The following is a 25,862-nucleotide window of genomic DNA, read 5'->3' on the forward strand; positions in this document are numbered from 1 at the left end:
CCAGTTTTACCCCGTCGTTCTTTCAATATCGATCACGCCCTCGATCTGGCGCAGTTTCTTCACAATATGCTCTAATTCGTCTCTGCCATGAACAATAAATCCTGTCTCGATCGTCGCAGTTCCCTGCTTGCTTGTACGCACATTCATAGATTTGACATCCACATCTGCCTCTGTAAAGATCTTGGACATCTCCATTAAAAATCCCTGTCTGTCATGTGCATACATCTTGATCTCTGCAAGGTACTGTCCGGTCGCTTCCTGTGTAACGTCACTTTCCCATTCAGCATCAATCAGTCTTGCACGTTCAGATTCTGTCAGATGAATCATATTGATACAGTCTGTCCTGTGGATAGATAATCCTCTTCCGCGTGTAACAAAACCAACAATCTCATCACCCGGAACCGGATTACAGCATCTGGAAAAGCGGACTGCAACATCATCTATCCCCTTAACCACAATTCCACTCTTGGATTTGGCAATGTGCACTTTATTCTTGGACGCTTCCGCAACCTTCTCCAGTACACTCTCATCGGTAAGCTCCTGCTTGTGTTCCTTACTGTATTCTTCTACCAGTCGATTTACAACCTGTCCTTCTTTTAGGCCTCCATGACCAATCGCCGCAAGCACAGAATCCCAATCTTTAAAACCATATTTTCTCTGTACCGTCTCTTGGTATTTCATATTCGTAATATGGGAAACATTGATGGATTTGGCTTTGCAGTAAGCAACGATCATCTCTTTTCCTTTGATGATATTGCTCTCTTTAAACTCCTTCTTGAACCATTGATTGATCTTGTTCTTCGCCTGTGTACTCTTAACGATATTCAGCCAGTCACGACTCGGTCCTTTGGAGTTCTGGGATGTCAGTATCTCAATACGGTCACCGTTCTGGATCTTATAGTCTATATTTACAAGTTTACCGTTGACTCTGGCACCGACCATCTTATTACCGACAGCACTATGAATCGCATAAGCGAAATCAATCGGTGTTGATCCGTTCGGAAGGTTTTTGACATCTCCCTGCGGTGTAAAGCAATAAACATCTTCCGCAAACAGATCCAGATCTCCTTTGATCAGATTCAAGAACTCTCTGTTATCTGACATATCTCTCTGCCATTCCAGAATCTGACGAAGCCAGCTTAACTTCTCTTCTTCCTGTGCCTCCACACTCTTCTTGCCATCATTGGATTCCTTATATTTCCAGTGTGCTGCGATACCATACTCTGCTGTCTTATGCATCTCAACCGTACGGATCTGTATCTCAAATGGCTGTCCCACAGAACTCATCAGTGTCGTATGTAGAGACTGGTACATGTTTGGTTTTGGCATTGCAATATAATCCTTGAAACGTCCCGGAATCGGTGTGTACATCTCATGGATGACACCGAGCGCCGCATAACAGTCCTTCACAGAATCTACAATAATACGGACTGCAAACAAATCGTAGATCTGATCTACGGTCTTGTCCTGATTGACCATCTTCTTATAAATACTGAAGAAATGCTTGACACGTCCGTTCACTTCACATTTGATATTGGCATTCTTCATATGTGTCGATACTTCCTGAACGATCTGATCTACAAATTCTTCACGTTCTGTTTTTCTTGCATTGATCTGATTCACCAGATCAAAAAAGACTTCCGGCTGTGAATATTTGAGTGCCAGGTCATCCAGCTCAGTCTTGATCTTGGAAATACCAAGTCTCTGGGCGATTGGTGCATATATATCCATCGTCTCTTTTGCTTTTTCCTTCTGCTTTGCAGGAGTCATAAACTGCAGTGTCCGCATGTTATGCAGACGGTCAGCCAATTTGATAATGATAACACGGATGTCTTTTGCCATGGCAAGAAACATCTTACGGAGATTCTCCGCCTGTACTTCCAGTTTATCGGAAGAATAGGATAATCGTCCGAGTTTTGTAACTCCATCTACAAGAAGTGCTACTTCATCTCCAAATTCACGTTTGATATCTTCTTCTGTATATTTTGTATCCTCTACGACATCATGTAACATTCCTGCTGCAATCGTCTCTTTATCCATCTCCAGATTTGCCAGAATGATCGCAACCCAGAGCGGATGCACAATATACGGTTCTCCGGACTTACGGCACTGGTCTCCGTGTGCCTCTTTCGCCAGAGCATATGCTTTTTCAATCATACTGACATCCGTAGACGGATGGTACTTCCGGATACGGGCAATTAACATGTCATACAGCTCGTCCGGGTTCTCATACTCACCCGGCTTCTTAATCCCATGACCATCCACAACATCCAGCCCTTTTGTAAGATCTTTTGTAAGAGTGCTTGCCGCAATCTTATTATCCAATGACTCATACGTTGTCTTTGACATATTAACGCCTCCTTCCTCTGATTTCTCTTTCCTTTATCTGTCTGTTCTACCTTATATTACGGATTACTTGCCCGGATAGCAGATTACAGACTCTACGTCATATCCTTTCAGACGCTCACGGCCTTTGAGTCCTGCCAGTTCCATCAGGAATACTGCTTTCACTACAACACCGCCAAGTCCTTCGACCAGCTTGACCATCGCTTCATTCGTTCCTCCTGTTGCAATAAGATCGTCAATGATCACAACTTTTTGCCCTGGTTTAATCGCATCTCTGTGCATCTCCAGTTCGGCGCTTCCATATTCAAGATCATACTTGATTCCTATGGTCTCGCATGGTAATTTGCCTTTTTTGCGGATTGGCACGAATGGCTTGTGTAAATTATATGCAATCGGAACACCGAAAATAAACCCCCTGGATTCCGGTCCGACAACGATATCAAAATCTAATTCTTTTAACTTCTCCTGCATCAGATCAATTGCCAGATGCAGTCCGTCTGCGTCCTGTAACACACTTGTTACATCACGGAAGATGATACCTTCTTCCGGAAAATCCTCAATACTTCTTACATATTCTTCTATCTGTTTCATAATGCATCTTCTCCGTTTCATGATAAAATACAAAATTAGTATATCATTACTTGATATGATTTTCAAATAATTCTATAGATATTCACCTATGATCCCATTTACCGATAATGCATCACTACAATCTGCAATGTTTTTCTGCCCAGATAATCGTTGATTTCCGGATAAAAGGTTGCCTGGATTGTCACCCGGCTTCTGCCGCCTGTAAGAAGCTCTGTTACTTCCTGTTTTCCATATTTTTCCTCCAGGTAACCGATAAACTTCTCTACTTCACCAAAATAAACCGCATCCAATATGACATGCTCTGCATTTTCCAGACGCATTTTCAATACATTTTTGTTGCGTCCAAGAACCCTCGCGCTGCGTATTACCAGATTTTTTTCTGCAAATACCGGCTTGGTATTACCTTTACCGAATGGCTCCAGCAATTTGATCTCATCGATAAACTTCGGCGATATCTTGGAAAATGGCAATTGCATATCAATTGTTATCTTTTCCGAAAGATCCTTCTCACTCAGCATACATTTCTCATTCAGCCTTCTGCGCAGCTTATCGATATTCTCTACCGGAAGAGACAGTCCCGCCGCCATCTTATGTCCACCATATTTATCCAGAAGTTCTTCACACTCATGAAGTTTCTCATACATATAATAAGCTTCGATCGATCTGCCGGAGCCTTTTGCTCCTTCTTTAGCGTCCGTGATAACAAAGACTGGCCTGTAGTATTTTTCCCGGATCTTTCCTGCCACAATTCCCGCCAGACTCTCATGACATTCCGGCAGATACACTACCAGTACTTTATCTTCTTTTAATGTAGAGTGTTCTATATATTCAATCGCTTCTTTCACGGCTTTCGCAGTCAGATCTTTCCGGCTGTCATTCAGTGCCTTCAGATCTCCTGCCAGAACATCTGCCTCTTTTTTGTTCTTCGCCCGCAAAAGCTCCAGTGCGCGTTTTGCCGTATCCAGCCTTCCTCCGGCATTGAGACACGGTCCGATCACAAAACCGATATGATAGGAATTCAGCCGCTCCTTTTCAATTCCATTGCATTCCATAAGCGAACGCATCCCCGGATTGGCAGTCCGCTTTAGCATTTCAAGACCTTCCCGCACAAAGATCCGGTTTTCATCTTCCAGATCCATCACATCACCAATCGTTGCCATTGCAACATTTTCTATAAGGTAATCGATATCATCCACATCATGTCCTGTCACCTCATACAATGCTTCCATCAACTTGTATGCAACTGTTGCTCCGCAGATCCCCTCATAAGGATAATTGCAGTCCGGCTGTTTCGGGTCAATGACTGCATCTGCCGGCGGAAGAATATATTTTCTTTTACCTTTATAAGTCATTTCCGCAGTCTGATCTTTTTCTTCCTGTTTTTGCTCATCTTCATAAGGCACTTCATGATGATCTGTTACGATCACAGTCATGCCAAGTTCTTTCGCATATGCGATCTCTTTCCTGGCGGCAATGCCATTGTCACAGGTGAGAATCGTATCGACTCCGGCACTTGCTGCCCGCTCGATCAGCTCATTGCTCAGACCGTAGCCATCTGTCATACGGTTTGGAATATCATAATCCACCTCTGCTCCCAGTCCTTCCAGTCCTTCCAGTAAAATATACGTTGCATTCACACCATCGATATCATAATCTCCGATCACACGTATTTTCTTCTTATCCGCAATCTTCTCTGTCAATATGTCAATGGCTCTGTTCATATCTTTTAACAGCATGCCATCATACAGATCTGAAATCGTTCCATGAAGATACTTCTCCATCGCTTCCTCTCCTATGACATTCCGATTTCTGATCAGACTTACCAGTTGTTTACTAATATGAAATTTTTCGCTCAGTTCCTCAAACTTTGCTCCTTTGTGAAGTAATACCCAGCGTTCCATCTGCTTCTCCTTTAGTTCTCTTTTTTATAAACTGCCTTCCGCTTCTGACAGTCAGATGGCAGTAAGGAAACAGCCACAACCATAGGATCTATGGTCATGGCTGCTTATGTTCTTATATCGGAACCGTATTATTTTTTCTTCTTTTTGCCTCCCGTCTGTTTTGCAGGCTGTGCTTTTGCACCGATCTTCATCTTCATGACATACCACAGTGCACCTGTAATACATACAGAAGAGTAAGCACCCCATGCAACACCTACCATCAGCGGTGCAGCAAATTCTTTAATAGAACTAACACCAAGAATAAACAGGATTGCTACCATAACAAACGTTGTCAGAGAGGTATAAATACTTCTTGTCAAAGTCTGTGTAATGCTCTTGTTTACAAGCATATCCAGATCTGCTGCTTTCTTTCTGCCACGCAGTTCTTCACGGATTCGGTCAAAGATAACGATCGTCGCGTTGATCGAATATCCAACAATTGTAAGCACTGTCGCAATAAATGTATTACCTACAGAAATTCTTACAACACCGTAGAAGATGATTACGATTATTACATCATGTAGCAATGCAAGTACGGCACTGGTTGCAAAGCGGATATCTTTGAATCGGAACCAGATATACAACAGCATACAGATGGCTGCAATAATAACCGCAATAACTGCATCCTGACGCATCTCACTGCTTACAGTAGAGCTGATATTCTCTGCAGTGATCTTAGATTCATCTACTTTAAAGTTATCTACCATCGCTTTGTTCAGCGCTTCACGCTGTTTTAAGCTTAATGTAACGGTCTTGATGATAATCTGTTTTGTTCCGGCAACTTTCTGTGTCTGAACATTGTGATCACCGGTTGTCTTCTCTACAACAGGTACGATCTTCGCATCAATATCATTGATAGAGTAGTCCTCATTAAATGTTACATTCGTAGCTGTACCACCCTGGAAGTCCAAACCATATGCAAATGCTCCGTCTCCTTTTGATGCATGGAATCCCATGATTCCAAGTCCAATTACCATAACAGCAATTGAGAATGTAAAGAAATACTTTTTCTTTGCAAGGAAATCGATAGTCTTTCTTTCTTTCTTCCATGGACGATAGTAGAATTTTTCGTTTCTGATACCGACACCATAGAACGCATATACGATCATACGTGTGATAACAAGTGCTGTAAACATCGATACAATGATACCTATTGCAAGTGTCTGTGCGAATCCTTTTACTGTACCGGAACCCTTAAACCACAGAACTGCTGCTGCAATCAGTGTTGTTACGTTACCGTCAACGATCGCTGACATCGCTTTGTGGAATCCGGTCTTCAGTGAATTCTTCACTCCTCTGCCTGCCGTCATCTCTTCTTTCACACGAGCGAAGATGATAACGTTGGCATCCACCGCCATACCGATACTCAGGATAATACCTGCAATTCCCGGTAACGTCAGTGTAATGTCAAATGCATTCAGGATAACCATTACCAATCCTGTATAAATCAGAAGTGCAAGTCCTGACGCAAGTCCCGGCAGGTAATATACCCATAACATAAACAGGAATACAACCGCAAGTCCGATCGCACCTGCTACTAAACTTGTATGTACTGCCTGCTCTCCGAGCTGTGCTCCTACAACCTGGGAACGTAGTTCTTCCAGTTCCAGTTTCAGTCCACCGATACGAATCGTAGAAGCAAGTCCGTCTGCCTCTTCAAATGTCATATTTCCTGAAATCTGTGCAGAACCATCTGTAATCTCATTCTGTACATTCGGCACACTGACAAATGCTCCGTCGTAGTAAATACCGATACTCTCGCGTGCTTTGTAAGCTTTCTTCGTAGCATCTGCAAACTTCTTCGTTCCTGCCTTTGTAAACGTCAGTGATACAATATTCTCTTTTGCTTTTGTTGTCGGATTCTCTGTCGTCTGTGCTTTTGCAGATTTGACATCTGTTCCTGTCAGGACAATAGAGCCGTCTTTCTGCATTTCTTCCAGAGATTTTGAAAGCTTGTAATCTTTCGCAGCATCTCCTGTAGAGCTGACAAGTTTATAATTGGCTTTGCCTTTGCTGTCTGTCTGTGAAATAAAATACAAAGAACCCGGTTGTCCAAGTTCATCCAGAATCTCATTTGCATTGGAAACACCCGGAATCTCAATGTTGATTCTGTCTTTACCTTCCTGGTAAACAGAAGCTTCTGTACTGTACTGTTCTACACGCTTCTGCAACTTGTAGATCGTATCATTCATCTCGCTGTCTGTCGGGTTGTCATCTTTTACTTTATATGTAATACTGACACCGCCTGCCAGATCCAGTCCGAGCTTGATATTCTGTGCCGAACCGGTATGACCTTTTCCGAATCCGACAGCAGTGGTAAATCCCAGAAGTCCAATCAGCACGATCGTCAAGATCAGACTCAGTATACCCTTCCCCTTTTTCATAATTGCTAAACCTTTCCTTTCTTTCCGACTCCATAAACTGCACTGTCTGAAATTATATGCTTTCAGCGTATACAGTCCACTTTGTTAGTTTAGCACAATTTATCCAAATTGAAAACCTTTTCCTTATATTTCACCGAACAATTCACAGGCTGCGGTAAAACATGCTTTGCGAGTTTTATCCGCTGATTAGCGGTCGTCAAATGCTGTCATGTAAGCATGACGCATTTTCCTCGTCGCCATAACAAAAAGCTTCTGATACCATGCTTTTCATCTGATATCAGAGGCTCATTTTTCCTTCATTGTATTCCTTTATTGTATTCCGTTATCTTACTTCCGTAATTTTTATGAGATCATACCGCCTGTCATGCCGCCACCTGTACAGAGAATCCATGCCGTCAGCATATTAAGCCCATTTCCGGAAAGCGAACGATACAGTATGATCGTAATGACCAGAAGCAGAATAAAATATAAATTTCCCAGAAGGAGTCCCCAGAAAAAGCGTCTGGTTCTGACCAACTTTCCGATCACAATTCCTCCTACAACCGTTGATAATACATATACTGCCACAATTGCTGCCGAAACAAGATGCTCATTCCATTCAAATTTGTACAACAAAACAGACAACAGCAGCAGACTGATGCCTGTTACTACATAGGAAAAAAGCAATGCCTTCAACAGCCATATGATTTTCTGATTTTTTTCCAGCCTGTTCATCTTCTTCCCTCCTCTTTATCAAAAGTATGAAAAGAAAAGGGCTTTTATTCCTGTTTCTTCCTCATTGTTCCATCTGTCTGCCGAAAAAATCTGCAACGCAGACGGCGACCTGCATTTCCAGATCGGTTAATTTCTTTCGGTTCTTTTCGCCAAGTAAAAGCACACCTCCAATCACGTCCCCTTCACACAAAATCGGGCAGATTGCTTCTCCGGTGAAAGCAGACTCTTCCACATCCACAACATTTACATAAGAAGAATCCTCCTGAAATGCAAGCAGTTTTTTCCTTTTTAACAGTATTTCTTCCAGTTCTTTACTGATAAGCTGCTCGTCCAGTTCTTTTTTACCTCCACCTGCCACCGCAACGATTTGATCCATATCGCAGATTGCTGCCGTGCAGTGCAGGCTCTGCGATAAGCTCTGCACATAATTTCCCGCCAGTGCACTCAATTCGCCGATTGGTGAATATTTCTTCAATACGATTTCACCTTCCCGGTCTGTAAATATCTCTAACGGATCTCCTTCCCGAATGCGGAGTGTTCTGCGGATTTCTTTTGGAACAACGACGCGCCCGAGATCATCTATCCTTCTGACTATTCCTGTGGCTTTCATATTCTCCTCCAATACCCAAGTTATTTTAACTGCTTTTTGATTTATAAGTTTCCTGATTTCTGTAATATTTTCTATATATAATCTGTGCAGTTAGTATATGGAAAATATGTAAAAATATTCTGTATTTCATAAAACCTGCCGAGACTGCCACTGACAGCTCCCAGCCACAGAAATATCAGGAGCTTCATACCCGCCTATGCGCGGTTATGAAGCTCCAGTGCTCTTCGATGTTCTTCTTTCTGGCTATACATACGTTTATCTGCTTCCTAGATCAGCTCATGCACCGATGCTTTCACCGGAAATTCAAAAGAATCAATAATACCAAAGCTGAAATCTTTCAGATATGGACGTTCTACTCTGGTGCGGAAAGCTTCCTGGATCATCTGCATCCGTTCTCTCAGATATGCTTTGTCACATTCTTCAATCGCAATGCAGAATTCGTCTCCACCAATCCTTGCAAACAGATCCTTCTTTCGGATTTGTTCCTGTACTATATCGACAAAATGATTCAGATACCAGTCTCCTTCTTCATGACCATAAGTATCATTGATATATTTTAAATGATCGAGATCACAGTAGCAGAACACAAATTTCTCGCTTTTTTCAAGAAATTCTTTCATCTTTCCAACCAGAAGATTACGGTTACCAATCCCGGTAAGCGCATCCAGATATGCCTTCTCTTCCAGTTTTTCCTCACGTTCCTTTTCTTCCGTGATATCACGTATAATATGTGCGTATGCTTTCTCACCCTGCCACTCCATAAATCCTGTAGCGACATAATAATAGCGATGATCGGACACCTGTTCTTCCCACTCCCATTCACACTCACAGGCATTCTCTTCCGCCTCAACCTCTGCAAGTTTTTCTGCAAGTCTTTCCCGGCAGATCTCGTAAATTTCTCTGTGTTTTGAATTTGACAGACTCTTCCCGCTGCAATACAGTGTTTCCTGTCTGTCTTTACTTAAAACAAGAATGTCTTCTTTGCTTCGCTCAATCAGCTGGATCAAAAGCTGATTGTAACTTTCTACCATATTCGCATGTGTCTTCTCACGTTCTGCTTCCTGCTTCAGATACTGTTCCCGCTCTTTTAACTGCTTTGTCATTGTATTAAACGCTTCTGAAAATTCTCCCAGATAAGAAACACTCTGGGAATAATCTCCTTTGGCAACCTGTTTTGCCTGCCAGCTTAAATGGTTCAGATTTGCATGGATATTTTTGAGATTCTTACACAGGAAATTCTCACGCGGCGGCGCTTCCACCGAAAGATTTCCCACAGATATCGCCGCAGAATATTCTTTCATCTCTCGTACCGCCTGTTCCAGATACTGCATTCCTTTTCCAAGTTTCTCAAAAGCAGGTTCCAGATCATCTATCTGCAAAGCATTCACTTTATCGTCATATAAAATACTGCGAAGATATTCAAATAACTGTTCACAATTATCTTTATGTTTCATCTGTCTGTTCCCCGTCTTCTATTACATTTGCATGAAACCGGCATACACGGTCACCAGTAGCCCAGCAGTCTACTTCAATGGCTTCATATGGCTTATCTGTATATACAGATAAAATTCCGGAAATAAATCCTTCATCATAATTACATACAGTCTCGCCAAGAATCGGAAGTCCTGAACAGTCCGCATCTTCCGATACGGTCAATATGATTTTCCCGCTCTTTTCTTCTATACTTTCAATTCTTAAAACACCAATCTTAAATTCTTCCAGTTTTCGCTGTAACTCACTCAGAAATGAATCCAGTGGCTGGTCGAGATTCATCATATTCTTTGCAAAATATTCACCGGATTTGCGTCCTGCTTTCCGAAAAATCTCTATCTGCTTTTCTTTTCCGAAATTATTTACAAGCTCTTCTTTGATCGAATATTCCAACATCCGGTATACTGTTACCGGAAGCATATCCCCAAGATTGCCCCGTCCATTTTCATTAAACTGCAAATATTCTTCAAATGAAATAGGACTGCGGTCCTCCATAAAAATATTATTACTCATTGTCCTTCTGTATTTCCTCTCTAGACTCTGTGCAAATGTACATCCAGATTTAGTATATCATTATCAAAAACAAGATTCAACGTAATGTTGCCAAAAATATCATGTGAAAGATTTTACATAACTCTGGATATTTTCACCGTATTTCTGTATAATGGATAGCAGATTTAAAGAGGAGGAATGAAATATGAGTAAAATCGATGAAGTCCGCGCTGACATGGTAAAAGCTATGAAAGCCGGTGATAAAGAAAGCAAGGAAACCTTATCTATGTTACTCGCAGCTCTTAAGAATAAAGCGATTGACAAACGTTCTGACCTGACCGCCGAGGAAGAAACTCAGGTTATCTTAAAAGAAATTAAACAGACTAAAGAAACTCTGGAAATGACACCTGCCGACCGCACTGAGATCATTGACGAGTGCAACAAACGTCTCGCAGTTTTAGAGCAGTATGCTCCAAAGATGATGGATGAAGCTGAGATCCGCGCTGTCATCGACGCGACACTTTCCGAAGTCGGAATCGAAGCACCTGAAGCAAAAGACAAAGGTAAGATCATGAAAGTTCTGATGCCAAAAGTCAAAGGCAAAGCCGACGGCAAACTGGTCAATGATATTTTAATGACTTATATGAACTAACCTGTCACCTTTTTTCAAATACCGTGACCGTAAAATGATCGGTTCTTAGTTCATCGCCATAATAAAAACAGCAGATACATCCGTACCTGCTGTTTTTTGATGCCAAAGTTAAAAGCCTGAAAAAGTACGAAGTACGAAACCATTTGCATGGCATCTTTTGACTCTGATATCTTTTAATAATCAACATCTGTATTCGTCTGATCGTCCGTCTTCATATGTTCTGTATAAGGCTTCTCTTCTTTCTGCTTGATCCGCACACCGAGATCCGCATAAGAAATCGATCTCCATACTCTTTTGTGTATGCTGATATCCGCTTCCATCAGCCATTCATCTTTCGTCTGCTCATAAATCTTATTCTTTCGCTGTGCAATCAATTTTTTCTTCTTATCCGCTGTTGCTTTTCTGTCTTTCAAGCTGACAAGCTTTGCTACATAACATCCCTCTTCTGTCTCAACCACATCAGTAAGATCTCCCTTGGAAAGTTCATCTGCTGCCTTCACTAGCTTCTTGTCCGGCTTTATAGATGCGGAATCAAATGTCACTTCTTTATAAATCTTCCCGGCATCCTGTGCCGCTTTCTCAAAATCCTTCTTCTCTTTTGCATGTTCCAGAAAAGCTTCTGCATCTGCTTTTGCCTGTCTCTTCTCAGCAGCGGAAAGTTCAAGTCCTTTTCCGGTCTCTTTCGTCTCTTTATAAGGGAACAGAACATATTGCATCCGCTTCTGTTTTGCCTCTTCATTCGTGACTTTCACATCTGCTTTATCTTCTACTGCTTTTTTCACTTTACTCTCTACAGCCATCAGTGTAAGCAGGCGCTTTACTGTCTTTCTTTCACCGGACACCTGATTCTTATTATGAAGCGCATTATCTTCATCAAATTCTCTGGCTGACTTCTCAATCACATCTTTTTCTGCCTGGGAGAGCGTCACCTTATATTCTTTCATATGCTCTTCCGATAACAGCATCGTCTCCAGATCTTCTATCACCTGTTCTTTGACTGCATCTTCATAATTATTGCCCTTTTCAGCACGGGATCCCCACATATCATTTCCCATATATGCCGCATAGTAAGTCTCATATCCCGCCTGGATATATCTTGCATAAAATTCAGCAATATCAGCAGTTACATCAATCCCATTTACCGTTACTGCCGCATCTTTTCCACTCATTGATGAACTGCATCCGGTAAGCGTTGTGACTGCAAGCACTGCTGCGAGTATCACTGCTGTGATTCTTTTCTTCATATCTTATTTCCCTTCTGCATTCTGATCGTTCTCTTAAGTATAGCTTAACATACCAGAATGAGTCAACCGGCTATTCCCGAATGATTATTAAGATTTTATTAGTTTTGTACCAGAATTCTTGCAATACCATCCAGAACCTTTGCTACAATCTCTGTTGGCATCGGTGGTTTTTCTCTTTTATTCCGAATCTTGTGAACATATACAAATGTATAATTCTCTGCACGGAATGTAAGACTCCCCCGGAACAGTTCGATCAGCTTCGGAATCCTCTCTGGCTGTACTTTCGCATGTTCATACATTGTAAAGGTATACATGTCACCTTTCTGTTCAATTGTCGTCACATAAAGCTTATGTGCTCTTGCTTTCAGTGCAGCAACTTCCAGAAGGGTACCAACTTTTTTCGGCGAATCTCCAAAACGGTCGATCAGTTCTTCCTCCATATCTTCCCGTTCTTCGTCCGATTCGATTGCCGCGATCCTTTTATAAATATCCAGTTTCTGGTATTCATTCGGAATATAGGAATCCGGGATAAATGCATCTACATTCAGATCAATGGTTGTCGTAAAATCTTCTTCCTCCATCTCACCTTTTAACTGTTTGACTGCTTCGTTTAACATTTTACAGTACAGATCATAACCGACTGCTTCCATATGCCCATGCTGTTCAGCTCCAAGCAGATTTCCCGCTCCACGGATCTCCAGATCCCTCATGGCAATCTTAAAACCGGAACCCAGATCTGTAAATTCCCGGATCGCCGCCAGTCGTTTTTCTGCTACTTCTTTTAAAAGTTTATCTCTTCTGTACAGTAAAAATGCGTATGCCATGCGGTTCGACCTTCCGACACGTCCACGAAGCTGGTAGAGCTGAGAAAGTCCCAGTCTATCCGCATCATGGATGATCATTGTATTGACATTGGAAATATCCAGTCCTGTTTCAATAATTGTCGTAGATACAAGCACATCGATTTCCCCGTTAATGAAATCATACATGATCTTTTCCAGTTCATGCTCCCGCATCTGTCCATGTGCATATGCCACATTTACATCCGGTACAAGTTTCTGAATCCTACCTGCCACATCTGCAATATCTTCCACCCGATTATATACATAATAAACCTGTCCCTGTCTGGCACATTCACGCTCAATCGCCTCACGTACCATTTCATCATTATATTCCATGACATAAGTCTGGATTGGCATACGCTCTTCCGGAGCTTCTTCCAGTACACTCATATCACGGATACCGATGAGACTCATGTGCAGAGTTCTTGGTATCGGTGTCGCCGTAAGCGTCAGCACATCGACATTTTCTTTCATTTTCTTGATCTTTTCTTTATGCTGCACACCAAAGCGCTGTTCCTCATCAATAATGAGCAATCCGAGATTTTTAAATTCCACATCTTCGCTCAGCACACGGTGTGTACCGATGACAATATCAACAAGCCCTTTTTTCAGATCCTGTATCGTCTTTTTCTGCTGCGACGGTGTACGGAATCGGCACATCAGATCCACACGCACCGGAAATTCTTTCATACGCTGAACAAATGTATTGTAATGCTGCTGTGCAAGAATAGTTGTCGGGACGAGATAGACAACCTGCTTATCTTCCTGTACTGCTTTAAATGCCGCACGGATGGCAACTTCCGTTTTTCCATAGCCAACATCCCCGCAGATCAGACGATCCATGATCTTCTTGCTCTCCATGTCTTTCTTCACTGCTTCGATCGCATGCATCTGATCTTCCGTCTCTTCAAACGGGAACATCTCTTCAAATTCCTGCTGCCATACCGTATCCGGTCCGTACACATAACCTTCCTGGTTCTGTCTTACTGCATACAGTTCTACCAGATCTTTGGCGATAACCTTTACCGCACCGCGGACTCTTTTCTTCGTCTTCACCCATTCCTGGGAGCCGAGACGGTTAAGTTTCGGCTTCTTTGCATCCGCGCTGGCATATTTCTGGATCAGATCAAGCTGTGTTGCCGGAATATAAAGATTGCCGCCCTTGGCATAGGCAATTTTCATGTAATCTTTGGTAATCTTATCAACCTCAATCTTTTCGATTCCCTGATAGATCCCAAGGCCGTGATTCTCATGTACAACGTAATCTCCCGGCTTCAGCTCAGAAAAGTTCTGGATCTTCCGTCCTTCATAAATTTTTCTTTTTTTCTTTTTCTTCGCCTTTCCGAAAATATCACTCTCTGCAATGACTGTAAATTTCAGCATCGGATACTCATATCCTTCTGCAATATGTCCGTATGCTGTCATAATCTCTCCCGGTTTCACAAGCCTGTCCGAATCATCACTGTAATAACTACTCAGATCATAATCTCTTAAGTCTTCGGCAAGACGTTTGGCACGCGTTCTTGAACCGGACAATAATACAACGCGGTATTTTCCTCTTTTCAATCTTTTAAGATCCTGCGTCAGAAGTTCAAAGCTCCGGTTATATGGATTAACGCTCTTTGTCTGTAACTGGTAGGATTCCCGGAGTTCCAGCCCCGGTGCGCGCATTTCCAATGCCATAAATCCGACAGATGCATATCCATTCATCTTTTTTTTCAACTCTTCAACGGTATACATCCGCATCTCTTCATCCGAAACTTTGCAGCCATTCTCTACACGACGCTTCTGCGCTTCTACGAACTCTTCTTCCACGCCTTCGCCTTTTTCCAGAAGTCTTACTGGCTCATCCAGAAACAGGATTGTCTTTTCTTTTTCAAAATAATCAAGAAACGATACGCCTTTTTCTTCGTCAGTCGGATACTCTACTGCCGGATAAATGAACACTTCCGTCAGATTTTCGATTGAACGCTGTGTCTCCACATCGAAACTGCGGACAGAATCCACTTCATCCCCCCACAGTTCGATCCGTACAGGCAGATTCTCTGTAAGTGGATAAATATCAATAATCCCTCCCCGAACGGCAAACTGACCGGGACCTTCAATCTGTACTTCTCTGTCATATCCAATCTTCACCAGTCGGTCTTCCAGTTCCTTCAGATCCAGTGTATCCGTATTCTTTATATGAATCACACGTTCACGGATCGTCTCTTTCGGAAGCAGCACATCCATAAATGCATCAAAACTCGTAACAACCGTCACCTGCTCCTTCTGAATAACCGCCTCCAGCACCTCCATTCGCTGCTTCACCAGCTCTTTACTTCTTATATCTGCCTGATAAAACAGAAAATCCTTTGACGGATACAGATACACATCTTCCGAAAGCATCTTATACTCTTCATATAAAGCTCTCGCTTTTGACTCACTGGAACAGGCGATGACTCTGTAAGCGGAGCCATCGCCAAGTGCGTACATAAAATGTGTTTTCTGAGAAGTAACACACCCCGAAATGCGTATCATCCCGGGGTTTTCTTTTCTTTTTTTATAAATATCTTCAAATTCCGCCAGCTCTCGTAACGGTTCTGTCAGCGCCTTCATACTTTTATGCCTCCTTAGGCTTCACCTTACGGTTAAATTCATTCATAGCCGCTTCCATCTCACCGGCAAGGATCTTCTCCACAGCCTGAATTGCTTTCTGGTAGCCTTCTTCCATCTCTTTCCTCTCCGCCTTTGTAAAATGACTCAGCACATAATCGGCAAGGTCATATTTTTTCGGTTTCTCTCCCACTCCGACCTTAATCCTTGGAAATACCTGGGTTCCCAGATGGGCAATAATATTTTTGATCCCGTTATGTCCTCCGGCACTTCCTTTCTTACGGATACGGATCTGTCCCGGCGACAGACTGATGTCATCATAAATGACGATCAGATCCTGTTCTTCATCTATTTTAAAATAATCAACCAGCCCCCCAATGCTCTCACCGCTCAGATTCATGTAAGTCTGCGGTTTTACAAGGAGTACTTTCTGTCCTTCTATGATTCCTTTACCGATATAGGCTCTGTTCTTACGCCCGTCTACGGATATATTATATTTGTCTGCCAGTGCATCTATGACATCGAACCCGGCATTATGTCTGGTTCCTTCATACTGCATGGTAGGATTACCAAGTCCTGCAATTATATACATATGTTTCTCACCTTCCATTTTCTCTTTTAACATTCTACAGGAACTCTACTCATTTGTCACGGAAAAAATACATGTATATTTTTCCGTTTTTTTTCATACATTATAGAAAGCAAATAGAATCTATAATATACAGGAGGTCGCTGATGAGTTCCAAAACTAAAATAATTGTACTGCATATGAGAGAAATTATATATACAGTCGTATTTGCTGTTCTTGCACTTATACTGATTTTACTTCTTTTCTTTATGTTCGGACCAAAAAAGGAAGAAAAAAAGACTTCCGGCCAGACATATACGCCGGGAACTTATTCTTCTTCCCTCACTTTAAATAATACAGATCTGGAAGTGGAAGTAACCGTTGACAGTTCCAAAATTAGTTCAATCCGATTCACAAACTTAAGCGAATCTGTTACTGCCATGTACCCACTGATACAGCCCACTCTCGAAGAGATTGCCGACCAGGTCTACGAAAAACAGTCTTTAGAAAATATCTCCTACTCCAAAGACAATCCTTACACTTCCCAGATCATTATAAATGCAATACAAGAAGCGTTAGAAAAAGCCGCAGCATCCAAATAGCTGCGGCTTTTCCTATCCTTCTACGATCAAATAACGTCCCCCCGGAAGTACGAATACTTCAGATGCGTCTTCCAGTTCTTCAGAAGACATTCCTTCAACGTCAAGTCCCTCTTCTTCAAGAAATTCACGGACTTCATCAATATTCTCTACGATCGTTGCCATGCATTCCTCCAGAAAAGCTTCTGCTCCTTCCAGCGTCTCTGCCACCGGCTCGTCAAAAAGCTGTGACTGATTCTCCAGAAATGTTTTCAGACATTCCTCATCATACTCATACATGCTCTTTTCCTCCTTCCTCTCATAGACTTTTAAACATATGCAAGAAGATCTGCCGGCTTCGCGATCATATGCTCCGGATCTGCTTCTCTTAATTCCTGTTCGGAACGGAAGCCCCAAGTTACACTAATCGTCTTAAGACCTGCATTCTTTCCCGTTTCTATATCCACTTCAGAATCTCCCACATACAGACATTCCGATGCCTCTGCACCCAGTACCTCCAGAATATGCCATACACCATCCGGCGCGGGTTTTCTCCTAATTCCTTCCTGCTGCCCGGACACGTAATCAAACACTCCGTCACCAAAGATCTTACGCACAACCTTTACCGCCTGTGCATGTGGTTTGTTGGATAATACGGCGAGTTTGATTCCTCTGTCTTTCAATGCTTCAAGCATCTTAACAATTCCTTCGTAAGGTGTTACATGATATGTACAGTTCTCATCAAATATTCTTCCATAAACCTGCATTCCTTCTTCCAGCCGTTCTGCATTCTCATCACCGACAGCTGCCAGCGATTCTTCCATCAGACGTCTGGCACCATTTCCAACAAAAGTTCTGCACTGCTCTTTCGTAATCTCCGGCAATCCCATCTCTCTCAATGTGGCGCGTACGGAATATACAAGCGATTCCAGAGTATCTGTAAGTGTTCCATCTAAATCAAAAATACAAGCTTTCATTTTCTTATGTCCTCCATGCAATTAATATAATAGTATGACCTGTTCTAAAATGCAACTAAAAATTCCTTTCAATCTGCAATCAAAAAGGAACGGAATCATTTTCCGTCCCCAAGATAGCGCCGCATAATACGCAGTGCATTTTTTTCCAGTCTGCTGACCTGTGCCTGTGAAATTCCAATTTCATCCGACACTTCCATCTGTGTTTTTCCTTCAAAAAAGCGCAGATCAATGATATACCTCTCTCTTTCATTTAAACGGTTCATTGCCGCTTCCAGTGACAGATTCTCAATCCATCTGTCTTCTTTATTTTTATGGTCACTGATCTGATCCATCACATAAAGTGCATCTCCGCCATCGTTATACACCGGCTCCTGCAGACTTACCGGTGTCTGGATTGCGTCCATCGCAAAGACAATATCTTCTTTCGATATGCCTACTTCTTTTGCAATTTCCTGCACGGTCGGCTCTTTCTGATACTGTTTCATATAATTTTCCCTTGCGTAAATCGCTTTGTACGCTGTATCTCGCAGGGATCTGCTAACACGGATGGAATTGTTATCCCGCATATAACGACGGATTTCTCCAACGATCATCGGAACTGCATAAGTAGAAAACTTTACGTCCAATTCTGTATTAAAATTATTGATTGCTTTAATAAGACCGATACAGCCGATCTGAAATAAATCATCCGAGTTTTCACTGCTCGCAGAAAAGCGCCGGATCACACTCAGCACCAGCCTTAGATTTCCTTTGATATAAGCATCTTTCGCCTCTTCATCTCCTTCTTTTATACGCGCAAACAAAGCTTCCTTCTCCTTTTCACTCAGGATTGGAAGCTTTGCTGTATTCACTCCACATATTTCTACTTTTCCCTGTGTCATATCGAGATCCTCCTCTACCAGATGTACTTTCTTTTCTAGTAGAAATCATCTCCATATCTACACACGTTATGCGGTCTTAAGATAAAATAAAAAAACTTTTATCCCTTGACATTCTTTTCTATCTGTCCCATTTATCTGCAAGATTCTGGATCTGGGATTCTAATTTTGCAAGCTCTTTATTGGCGAGTCCCTCATTCTTATAAACGACCTCCAGCAGTCTCTTCGCAGCCGCAACCACACGTTCAAATGCGGTATGTTTCCGGATTTTCTCCGGTTTCTCAGATGCTTTCTTCGGCATCCGTATACCTTCACTTATAATCTCTCCGGTCAGCAGATTTACGCTTCCGCCGGAATAAGGTGCAAACGCCGGATAGCCAAATTTTTCCTCAATAAGAGCAGCAAATTCATCTGTTACCTGATCTTCTCCGTGTACGACAAAGACATGCCGGATATCAGAAGTAAACCCACTCATCCAGTATAGCAGTCCGTTCATATCTGCATGGCCACTGATACCTTTCAGCACTTCGATTTTCGCATTGACTTCCACATTTTCACCGAACAGTTTTACAACCTGTGCTCCCTCGATCAACTTTCTTCCCAATGTTCCCACTGCCTGATAGCCTACAAAGCAGATCGTACATTCTTTTCTCCACAGATTGTGTTTCAGATGATGTCTGATACGGCCAGCTTCACACATACCAGATGCTGACAGTATAACTTTTGGTTTTTCATCAAAATTGATCAGTTTTGACTCATCACTTGTAATCGTTGTGCGTAAGCCCGGAAATACAAGCGGGTTGATTCCCTGCTGTATCAGTTTCATTGCATCTTCATCAAAGCAGGACTGTACATTTTTCTGGAATACGTTCGTTGCTTCTATCGCAAGAGGGCTGTCTACATATACTTCAAATCCCGGATATTCCGGAAGCAGATTCTTCTCTTTGATCTCACGGATAAAATACAGGATCTCCTGTGTTCTCCCAACAGCAAAAGACGGAATTACAACATTTCCTCCTTTCGCAAATGTTTCTCGCAGGATTCTTGTAAATTCTCCTACATAATCCGGAATATCTTCTCCATGTGTACGATTACCGTACGTCGATTCGATCACAACATAATCTGCTTCTTTTACTGTTTTTGGGTCTTTGATGATCGGCTGGTTCACATTCCCCACGTCACCGGAAAATACGAGTTTTCTCGTCTCGCCTTCTTCTGTGATCCAGATTTCGATCGCTGCTGATCCAAGCAGATGCCCCACATCTGTAAAACGGATATCAATACCGTCACAGAGTGTGATCCGCTGTTCATAATCACACGGATGCAGAAGTTTGATTGCTGCCATTGCATGCTCCATCGTATATAACGGCTCATATAATGGTTCGCCACTTCGCATTGCCTTCCTGTTTCTCCACTGTGCTTCAAACTCCTGGATATGTGCACTGTCACGAAGCATGATATCGCAGAGGTCTGCTGTTGCAAATGTAGATATGATCTCTCCTCTGAAACCTTCCTTGCACAACAGTGGAATCTTTCCAGAATGATCAATATGTGCGTGTGTCAGAAGCACATAATCGATGTCTCCTGCCTTTACCGGGATTTCCTGATTCTCATACAGATCCGGTCCCTGTTCCATTCCACAGTCTACGAGAATATGTTTTCCGCATGCCTCAATCAAGTGGCAGCTTCCTGTAACTTCATGGTCTGCACCGATAAATATAAGCTTCATATCATCAGCCCCTTTTTTCTTTATTGTACCACTTTTTCATTTCTTTTTCTATATTTTCTGAATATCAGTCATTTTTCGGCATTTTTCACATGCATTAACGATCATCAAGAATACTTCAGCATTTCTTTTTTCAGTCTCTGCATGATCTTCTTTTCCAGCCTCGAAATATAAGACTGGGATATGCCAAGAATATCCGCCACTTCCTTCTGTGTTTTTTCTTCACCTTTCGCATCATTCAATCCGAATCGCATTCGTATGATCGTCTGCTCCCTTGCGCTCAGCCGGTTGATTGCCCCAAACAACACTTTCTTTTCTGCTTCCTGCTCCATATCCCGGTAAATGGTATCTTCATCCGTGCCAAGTATATCTGAAAGCAGCAGCTCATTTCCATCCCAATCCACATTTAACGGCTCATCAATCGATACTTCCATCTTTGTTTTATTATTTCTGCGCAGATACATTAAAATCTCATTTTCAATGCATCTGGATGCATATGTAGCAAGCTTGATTTTTTTCTCCGGATTGAACGTATTGATCGCTTTGATCAGTCCGATCGTTCCGATGGAAATCAGATCTTCCACACCAACTCCCGTATTATCAAATTTCTTTGCTATATACACAACCAGACGAAGATTATGTTCGATCAGAAGCTTTCTTGCTTCATTCGCATCTCCATTCTTAAGACTTCTGATCGTCGCTTCTTCCTTCTCCGGTGAAAGTGGTGCCGGAAGAATCTCCGATCCTCCTATATAATGGATTTCCCGATGATCCGGAAATAAAAATGTACGGATACCCGGAATGATTTTTAATTTGAACTGATTCGGTACTGCAACTTTAATTACCATATGATTTCCTCCTAAAATATATCAGGATTCAGAATCATCCGACAATCTTCGCATAGGATCTTTTCCTCACTGACCGCAACTAATCCGTTCTTTATGACCATATTTTCCTTCTCTGGAAATATCATTCTTTCTATCCGGAAAGCTTTCATAACACCATTTTCTTTCCCAATACTGTGATATGCGATCTCACGCATCTGTGGAATTTCTTCTTTCAGCAGACATTCCGCTATTTCCGGATCCAGTATATTTACCGGTTCTCCACTGACCGGATCACGCAGACGGTTTCCCGTATCAATCAGTGCTTTTCCATCATAGTTCTGCCCCGCATGCTCCAGACGGATTCTGCATGTTCCGAATTTCTTTCTGAACAACTGCTGTAACATCCAGAGAATTCCACCTGCCAGGTAGTCCCCCGCAATCACACATCCAAAGAAAAGGCTGCCATAACGGATATATTGCCGAAACAGGGACAGAATACCTGCCATAAGCACTGCGCTGATTCCGAGAACGATGAACGCTCTCACAAGCTCTCTGCTTCTTCTGATTCCCAGTCCTGCCTGAATCATAACAACATTTACAAAAGTGTAGAAAAAAAGCAGTTTCAAAATTCCTGGAATACCAGGAATACTCCAGACAATACATGTCAAAAATGCTCCAAGAAATGCTCCCCACAGGATACGCATTTTTCCTACTTTACACGAAAGGATTTTCCCTGTTATCTTAAGGAGCATCCAATCCATAATGGCATTGATCAGGAAAAATACATCTATGTACAGTTCGTACTGCATTTTCCACCTTCTTTTTCCTTTGGAAACTAAATCGATTTGGTCCATGTGCAATTATTATTATAAAGATATGCCCTTTAAAATTTTGTCAGAATCTGGCGTGATTTTGTCAGTTTCTTTCGACGGAAACTGACAGCGATAAAACAAACAAAGAAGCCTGCATCTTCATCTGTCGATAAAAATGTAGGCTTCTTTGTTGCTTATGTCTTTATTTTGTTTACAAAAACACTTATTTCTTAAAGAAATCCGGAATCTTGATGGACTGTTCCTTCACCTTGCTCGTAGGTGTTCTCGGTGTCTCAAGAGTCGGTGCTGTTCCTCCCATCGCTCTTCTAACCTGCTGTCCGGAAGCGGATGCACTGCTCTTTGCAGATGCCATGCCAGCATCCAGTTTCTGGGATGACTGAGCGTGCTGCTGAATATGAGACTGTGTTCTCATCGGCTGCGCAACTCTCTCTCTTTCATATTCTCTGTGATGTACGGTTCCTGCCGGCGCAGTTCTGTTCTCCAGTCTTGATTTTAACTTAGAAGCGCTTCCTTCTACATTGTGAAGACCGGTAGCGATAACTGTAATCGTTGCTTCATCAGCTCTGGAATCATCATACATAGCACCGAAGATAATATTTGCTTCTTCTCCTGCAAGATCCTGCACAAATTCTGCCGCATCAGAAGCATCCATCAGCGTAATATCACCAGATACATTAATGATAACATGAGATGCACCCGCGATCGTTGTCTCAAGAAGTGGACTGGCAACTGCCTGTTTCACAGCTTCCAGTGCTTTGTCATCACCACGACCCTGACCGATACCGATATGTGCGATACCCTTGTCTGTCATAACAGTCTGAACATCTGCGAAGTCCAGGTTGATCAGTGAAGGAACATTGATCAGGTCGGTAATACCCTGAATACCCTGCTGCAATACTTCGTCAGCTTTCTTCAGAGCTTCCGGCATAGTTGTGCGTCTGTCAACGATCTCTAATAACTTGTCATTCGGGATAACAATCAGAGTATCTACGCTCTCTTTTAACTTTTCAATTCCGCCAAGGGCATTACTCATACGTGTCTTGGACTCAAAACGGAATGGCTTTGTTACAACTCCGACAGTTAATGCACCCTGCTCTTTTGCAATTCTTGCCACAACAGGAGTTGCTCCTGTTCCGGTTCCGCCGCCCATACCGCAAGTAACGAATACCATGTCTGCACCTTTCAGTGCTGCGGAAATCTCTTCTGCACTCTCTTCGGCAGCTTTCTCACCTACTTCAGGTCTTGCTCCGGCGCCAAGTCCTTTTGTAATCTTGTCACCAATCTGCATAAGTGTCGGTGCCTTACATAACTGTAAAGCCTGTTTATCTGTATTAATAGCTATAAATTCCACACCGGCAATCTGTTCATCGATCATACGGTTCACGGCGTTATTTCCTCCGCCACCTACTCCAACAACAATTATCTTTGCCGCTGCTTCTGATTCATTTGTCTTAATTTCTAGCAAGGGTTTCTCCTCCTTTGTTATCCTTATTATATATATTATACATCCCATACTCTTCGAGTATCCCGCCGTGCCATCTTCCCCGATCCTGCGGCACTGCGGCACGATGCGTTATACATAAAGCAACACATACAAAAGTACAGCTTGCCATATATATTATATAATATAGGCTTTTGTATAAAATATCAATAGAATTGCGGAATTTTTCTTATTTTTATTTTGATTTTTTTGCTTTTTCAAATGTGATCGTTTCCTGCCCGTCAGCGTAATTTTCCAAATGCAGAGTTCCTTCCTGCCCGCCCAGTTTTTCGATAATTGGCGGGATCTGTGCAATCTTCTCTGCGGAAATGCTCTCTCCAAGATTTACTTTTACATTTGCGATCCGCAAATAGATCCTGTCATTCCTGCAGGTAATCTTGTCCACTGACAGATTATAATTCTGTAATTCCCGGCACGCATCCAGTACTTCCGAAAAAAGTTTTGCATCTGCACATTCCAATACCTTGTACTCACCACTGGAAGTCAACGTGATGCCTTCTACAAGAGGCACCATTTTTTTTACGGCACTTTTATCTACAACAAGTCCTTCTGAATCAAAATAAACATACTGTTCTCCCTCTTTCATACCGGCAACAATTGTCTTTTCCTTTACACGGATCTGCACGGTCCATGGATTTTTCATAGATACCTGCATACTTTCAAAACACGGGAGCACGTTTCCTTTTCCCATCCCATACTGTAATACCAGATACAGGGAATTTGTAGAAAGCCTGCCACTTTTTATGCTCTCTGCCACTTCCCTGTCCGAACAGTATTCATTTCCTTTTACTTCAATCCTCTGTATATGAAACAAAAGCAGGACCGTCATTATAATAATCGCAAGTCCGCTTATCAGAACAACCAGTGCATAGATTCTCTGCGCCTGTTTCTTTTTCTTTGCGTTCTTTCTGCGCCTTGCATTTCTTTCTCTTTCCATCTGTCTGCCTCCTAAAAGCTCTTTTCGCTTTTTTTATCTTACCATTGTTGACACATTCAGCACAAGTCCCATTTCTGCAAGAAGAAACACGATCGACGTTCCCCCATAGCTGACAAACGGCAATGTAATCCCTGTATTTGGAATCGCATTGGTGACAACAGCAATATTCAGTATGACCTGAATCATCAGATGTGCCATCGCACCCGACACAATCAGCGCGCCAAACAGATCCTTCGCATGCACCGCAATCACAAAAAAGCGCCACAATAACAGTAAAAATAAAAAAATCAAAAAGCCGGCGCCTGCCAGCCCAAATTCCTCACAAATGATAGAAAAAATCATGTCATTCTGCGCCTCCGGAACAAACCCAAGTTTCTGGATTCCTCTGCCAAGCCCTCTGCCGAACAGTCCTCCGGAACCGATTGCATACAGTCCCTGCACTGTCTGATATCCTTTGGCAAACTGCTCTGGATTACGCCAGATCAGAAGGCGCTCCAGGCGATAGCTCTCAAGCATGAGAAATACCGTCATAAATCCTGTCCCGATCACTCCCATCCAGATGAACTGTACATATTTCGGACTTGCCACAAATACAAGGATCACTCCGATTCCAAGAATGATGATCGCTGTACTCAGATTACTTGCTCCGACCAGCCCTACAATTGGCAGGATACAGAACAGTACCTTGAATAATATCGTAATCTTCTCTATTTTCTTAGCATTTTTATTTACCATCCATGCAAGAAATAAAATCAGTGCGACCTTGGCATATTCAGAAGGCTGAAACGAAAAAGGGCCCAAAGACAACCATCTTTTGGACCCATTGTATTCTTCTCCTGCTAAAAGGACTAAAACGGAAAGAGCCACCGCTCCCACATAGCCAGCTACAGCAGCATATTTCCAGATATGATAATCAATACCTGCTACCAGATACATCACCGCCAGTCCCAGTGCTGTTGCAAATAATTGCTTTTTCAGATAGTACATGGCATCGTGAAACTTCACTTCGCCATTATAGACACTTGTACTGTACAGGATCACAAGTCCCGCCAGAATTAAAAGCATCAGCACAACCAGCAGTGTCAGATCATATTTTTTCACTCTTACCTTGAACGTGGTCAAACTATTTTGCACTC

22 protein-coding genes are annotated in these 25,862 nt (G+C 42.4%); 2 read left to right on the top strand and 20 right to left on the bottom strand.

Translation table 11 applies throughout. The features are described 5' to 3' along the window. Positions 1 to 6: 6 nt before the first annotated feature. From H8S07_RS00895 to H8S07_RS00930, 8 genes are all read right to left on the bottom strand, one after another. Entirely contained in the window at positions 7 to 2,349 is a 2,343-nt protein-coding gene (locus H8S07_RS00895; protein ID WP_021861550.1) for a RelA/SpoT family protein, read from the bottom strand. Positions 2,350 to 2,412: 63 nt separating this feature from the next. Next, on the bottom strand, positions 2,413 to 2,937 hold the full coding sequence (locus H8S07_RS00900) for an adenine phosphoribosyltransferase (protein WP_021861551.1): 525 nt from the start codon (positions 2,935 to 2,937) through the stop codon (positions 2,413 to 2,415). Between the two features lie 98 nt (positions 2,938 to 3,035). Beyond that, positions 3,036 to 4,838, bottom strand: coding sequence for a single-stranded-DNA-specific exonuclease RecJ (locus H8S07_RS00905; protein ID WP_186855227.1), 1,803 nt, complete (start codon positions 4,836 to 4,838; stop codon positions 3,036 to 3,038). Positions 4,839 to 4,966: 128 nt separating this feature from the next. Further along, positions 4,967 to 7,261, bottom strand: coding sequence for a protein translocase subunit SecDF (locus tag H8S07_RS00910; RefSeq protein WP_021861553.1), 2,295 nt, complete (start codon positions 7,259 to 7,261; stop codon positions 4,967 to 4,969). Between the two features lie 342 nt (positions 7,262 to 7,603). Next, positions 7,604 to 7,975: a TIGR04086 family membrane protein gene (locus H8S07_RS00915; protein WP_021861554.1), complete on the bottom strand. Its 372-nt coding sequence runs from the start codon at positions 7,973 to 7,975 to the stop codon at positions 7,604 to 7,606. Between the two features lie 61 nt (positions 7,976 to 8,036). Further along, positions 8,037 to 8,585, bottom strand: coding sequence for a stage V sporulation T C-terminal domain-containing protein (locus tag H8S07_RS00920; RefSeq protein WP_186855228.1), 549 nt, complete (start codon positions 8,583 to 8,585; stop codon positions 8,037 to 8,039). A gap of 266 nt (positions 8,586 to 8,851) precedes the next feature. Continuing rightward, a complete protein-coding gene (locus H8S07_RS00925) occupies positions 8,852 to 10,039 on the bottom strand; it encodes a sensor domain-containing diguanylate cyclase (RefSeq protein WP_186855229.1) in 1,188 nt (395 codons plus the stop codon). Next, positions 10,029 to 10,589 carry a V4R domain-containing protein gene (locus H8S07_RS00930; RefSeq protein ID WP_186855230.1) on the bottom strand — a complete coding sequence of 187 codons (561 nt, stop codon included), beginning with the start codon at positions 10,587 to 10,589 and terminating at the stop codon, positions 10,029 to 10,031. Before H8S07_RS00930 ends, H8S07_RS00925 begins: the two co-directional genes overlap by 11 nt. Positions 10,590 to 10,773: 184 nt before the next feature. Here H8S07_RS00930 and H8S07_RS00935 point away from each other — a divergent pair, with 184 nt between their 5' ends. Then, entirely contained in the window at positions 10,774 to 11,220 is a 447-nt protein-coding gene (locus H8S07_RS00935) for a GatB/YqeY domain-containing protein (protein WP_021861558.1), read from the top strand. Between the two features lie 173 nt (positions 11,221 to 11,393). Here H8S07_RS00935 and H8S07_RS00940 read toward each other — a convergent pair whose 3' ends face one another. The 3 genes from H8S07_RS00940 to pth form a co-directional block, all read right to left on the bottom strand. Continuing rightward, positions 11,394 to 12,464 carry a peptidylprolyl isomerase gene (locus H8S07_RS00940; RefSeq protein ID WP_118519612.1) on the bottom strand — a complete coding sequence of 357 codons (1,071 nt, stop codon included), beginning with the start codon at positions 12,462 to 12,464 and terminating at the stop codon, positions 11,394 to 11,396. 98 nt (positions 12,465 to 12,562) lie between these two features. Then, complete coding sequence (gene mfd, locus H8S07_RS00945; RefSeq protein ID WP_186855231.1) at positions 12,563 to 15,904, bottom strand: transcription-repair coupling factor; 3,342 nt, start codon at positions 15,902 to 15,904, stop codon at positions 12,563 to 12,565. 4 nt (positions 15,905 to 15,908) lie between these two features. Then, complete coding sequence (pth, locus tag H8S07_RS00950) at positions 15,909 to 16,493, bottom strand: aminoacyl-tRNA hydrolase (RefSeq protein WP_117538377.1); 585 nt, start codon at positions 16,491 to 16,493, stop codon at positions 15,909 to 15,911. A gap of 143 nt (positions 16,494 to 16,636) precedes the next feature. Here pth and H8S07_RS00955 point away from each other — a divergent pair, with 143 nt between their 5' ends. Next, positions 16,637 to 17,071, top strand: a complete 435-nt coding sequence (locus H8S07_RS00955) for an FMN-binding protein (RefSeq protein ID WP_021861562.1) — start codon at positions 16,637 to 16,639, stop codon at positions 17,069 to 17,071. A 12-nt stretch (positions 17,072 to 17,083) separates the two neighbouring features. Here H8S07_RS00955 and H8S07_RS00960 read toward each other — a convergent pair whose 3' ends face one another. From H8S07_RS00960 to H8S07_RS01000, 9 genes are all read right to left on the bottom strand, one after another. Continuing rightward, a complete protein-coding gene (locus H8S07_RS00960) occupies positions 17,084 to 17,347 on the bottom strand; it encodes a calponin homology domain-containing protein (protein WP_021861563.1) in 264 nt (87 codons plus the stop codon). A gap of 29 nt (positions 17,348 to 17,376) precedes the next feature. After that, positions 17,377 to 18,024: an HAD family hydrolase gene (locus tag H8S07_RS00965; RefSeq protein WP_021861564.1), complete on the bottom strand. Its 648-nt coding sequence runs from the start codon at positions 18,022 to 18,024 to the stop codon at positions 17,377 to 17,379. A 95-nt stretch (positions 18,025 to 18,119) separates the two neighbouring features. Further along, positions 18,120 to 18,905 carry an RNA polymerase sporulation sigma factor SigG gene (gene sigG, locus H8S07_RS00970; protein ID WP_021861565.1) on the bottom strand — a complete coding sequence of 262 codons (786 nt, stop codon included), beginning with the start codon at positions 18,903 to 18,905 and terminating at the stop codon, positions 18,120 to 18,122. A 118-nt stretch (positions 18,906 to 19,023) separates the two neighbouring features. After that, the gene (locus tag H8S07_RS00975; protein ID WP_021861566.1) at positions 19,024 to 20,631 is read right to left on the bottom strand and encodes an MBL fold metallo-hydrolase RNA specificity domain-containing protein; all 1,608 of its coding nucleotides are present in this window, start codon (positions 20,629 to 20,631) and stop codon (positions 19,024 to 19,026) included. Positions 20,632 to 20,735: 104 nt separating this feature from the next. Then, the gene (gene sigE, locus H8S07_RS00980) at positions 20,736 to 21,476 is read right to left on the bottom strand and encodes an RNA polymerase sporulation sigma factor SigE (RefSeq protein WP_021861567.1); all 741 of its coding nucleotides are present in this window, start codon (positions 21,474 to 21,476) and stop codon (positions 20,736 to 20,738) included. 11 nt (positions 21,477 to 21,487) lie between these two features. Beyond that, positions 21,488 to 22,264 carry a sigma-E processing peptidase SpoIIGA gene (locus H8S07_RS00985; RefSeq protein WP_158549926.1) on the bottom strand — a complete coding sequence of 259 codons (777 nt, stop codon included), beginning with the start codon at positions 22,262 to 22,264 and terminating at the stop codon, positions 21,488 to 21,490. 226 nt (positions 22,265 to 22,490) lie between these two features. Next, entirely contained in the window at positions 22,491 to 23,753 is a 1,263-nt protein-coding gene (ftsZ, locus tag H8S07_RS00990; protein ID WP_021861568.1) for a cell division protein FtsZ, read from the bottom strand. Between the two features lie 211 nt (positions 23,754 to 23,964). Then, entirely contained in the window at positions 23,965 to 24,726 is a 762-nt protein-coding gene (locus H8S07_RS00995; RefSeq protein ID WP_021861569.1) for a cell division protein FtsQ/DivIB, read from the bottom strand. A gap of 33 nt (positions 24,727 to 24,759) precedes the next feature. Next, a complete protein-coding gene (locus H8S07_RS01000) occupies positions 24,760 to 25,848 on the bottom strand; it encodes an FtsW/RodA/SpoVE family cell cycle protein (protein ID WP_021861570.1) in 1,089 nt (362 codons plus the stop codon). Positions 25,849 to 25,862: the final 14 nt, after the last annotated feature.

It is taken from the genome of Dorea hominis (assembly GCF_014287705.1).
GTDB lineage: Bacteria > Bacillota > Clostridia > Lachnospirales > Lachnospiraceae > Dorea_D > Dorea_D hominis.

Coding starts and splice junctions, on each gene's coding strand:
- H8S07_RS00910 (WP_021861553.1), bottom strand. CDS start 7,261: ATGAAAAAGGGGAAGGGTATACTGAGTCTGATCTTGACGATCGTGCTG.
- H8S07_RS00905 (WP_186855227.1), bottom strand. CDS start 4,838: ATGGAACGCTGGGTATTACTTCACAAAGGAGCAAAGTTTGAGGAACTG.
- H8S07_RS00930 (WP_186855230.1), bottom strand. CDS start 10,589: ATGAGTAATAATATTTTTATGGAGGACCGCAGTCCTATTTCATTTGAA.
- sigG (WP_021861565.1), bottom strand. CDS start 18,905: ATGACACAGGGAAAAGTAGAAATATGTGGAGTGAATACAGCAAAGCTT.
- H8S07_RS00935 (WP_021861558.1), top strand. CDS start 10,774: ATGAGTAAAATCGATGAAGTCCGCGCTGACATGGTAAAAGCTATGAAA.
- mfd (WP_186855231.1), bottom strand. CDS start 15,904: ATGAAGGCGCTGACAGAACCGTTACGAGAGCTGGCGGAATTTGAAGAT.
- H8S07_RS00940 (WP_118519612.1), bottom strand. CDS start 12,464: ATGAAGAAAAGAATCACAGCAGTGATACTCGCAGCAGTGCTTGCAGTC.
- H8S07_RS00960 (WP_021861563.1), bottom strand. CDS start 17,347: ATGTATGAGTATGATGAGGAATGTCTGAAAACATTTCTGGAGAATCAG.
- H8S07_RS00920 (WP_186855228.1), bottom strand. CDS start 8,585: ATGAAAGCCACAGGAATAGTCAGAAGGATAGATGATCTCGGGCGCGTC.
- H8S07_RS00900 (WP_021861551.1), bottom strand. CDS start 2,937: ATGAAACAGATAGAAGAATATGTAAGAAGTATTGAGGATTTTCCGGAA.
- H8S07_RS00985 (WP_158549926.1), bottom strand. CDS start 22,264: ATGCAGTACGAACTGTACATAGATGTATTTTTCCTGATCAATGCCATT.
- H8S07_RS00965 (WP_021861564.1), bottom strand. CDS start 18,024: ATGAAAGCTTGTATTTTTGATTTAGATGGAACACTTACAGATACTCTG.
- H8S07_RS00915 (WP_021861554.1), bottom strand. CDS start 7,975: ATGAACAGGCTGGAAAAAAATCAGAAAATCATATGGCTGTTGAAGGCA.
- sigE (WP_021861567.1), bottom strand. CDS start 21,476: ATGGTAATTAAAGTTGCAGTACCGAATCAGTTCAAATTAAAAATCATT.
- H8S07_RS00955 (WP_021861562.1), top strand. CDS start 16,637: ATGAGTTCCAAAACTAAAATAATTGTACTGCATATGAGAGAAATTATA.
- H8S07_RS00995 (WP_021861569.1), bottom strand. CDS start 24,726: ATGGAAAGAGAAAGAAATGCAAGGCGCAGAAAGAACGCAAAGAAAAAG.
- H8S07_RS00895 (WP_021861550.1), bottom strand. CDS start 2,349: ATGTCAAAGACAACGTATGAGTCATTGGATAATAAGATTGCGGCAAGC.
- H8S07_RS00975 (WP_021861566.1), bottom strand. CDS start 20,631: ATGAAGCTTATATTTATCGGTGCAGACCATGAAGTTACAGGAAGCTGC.
- pth (WP_117538377.1), bottom strand. CDS start 16,493: ATGTATATAATTGCAGGACTTGGTAATCCTACCATGCAGTATGAAGGA.
- H8S07_RS00925 (WP_186855229.1), bottom strand. CDS start 10,039: ATGAAACATAAAGATAATTGTGAACAGTTATTTGAATATCTTCGCAGT.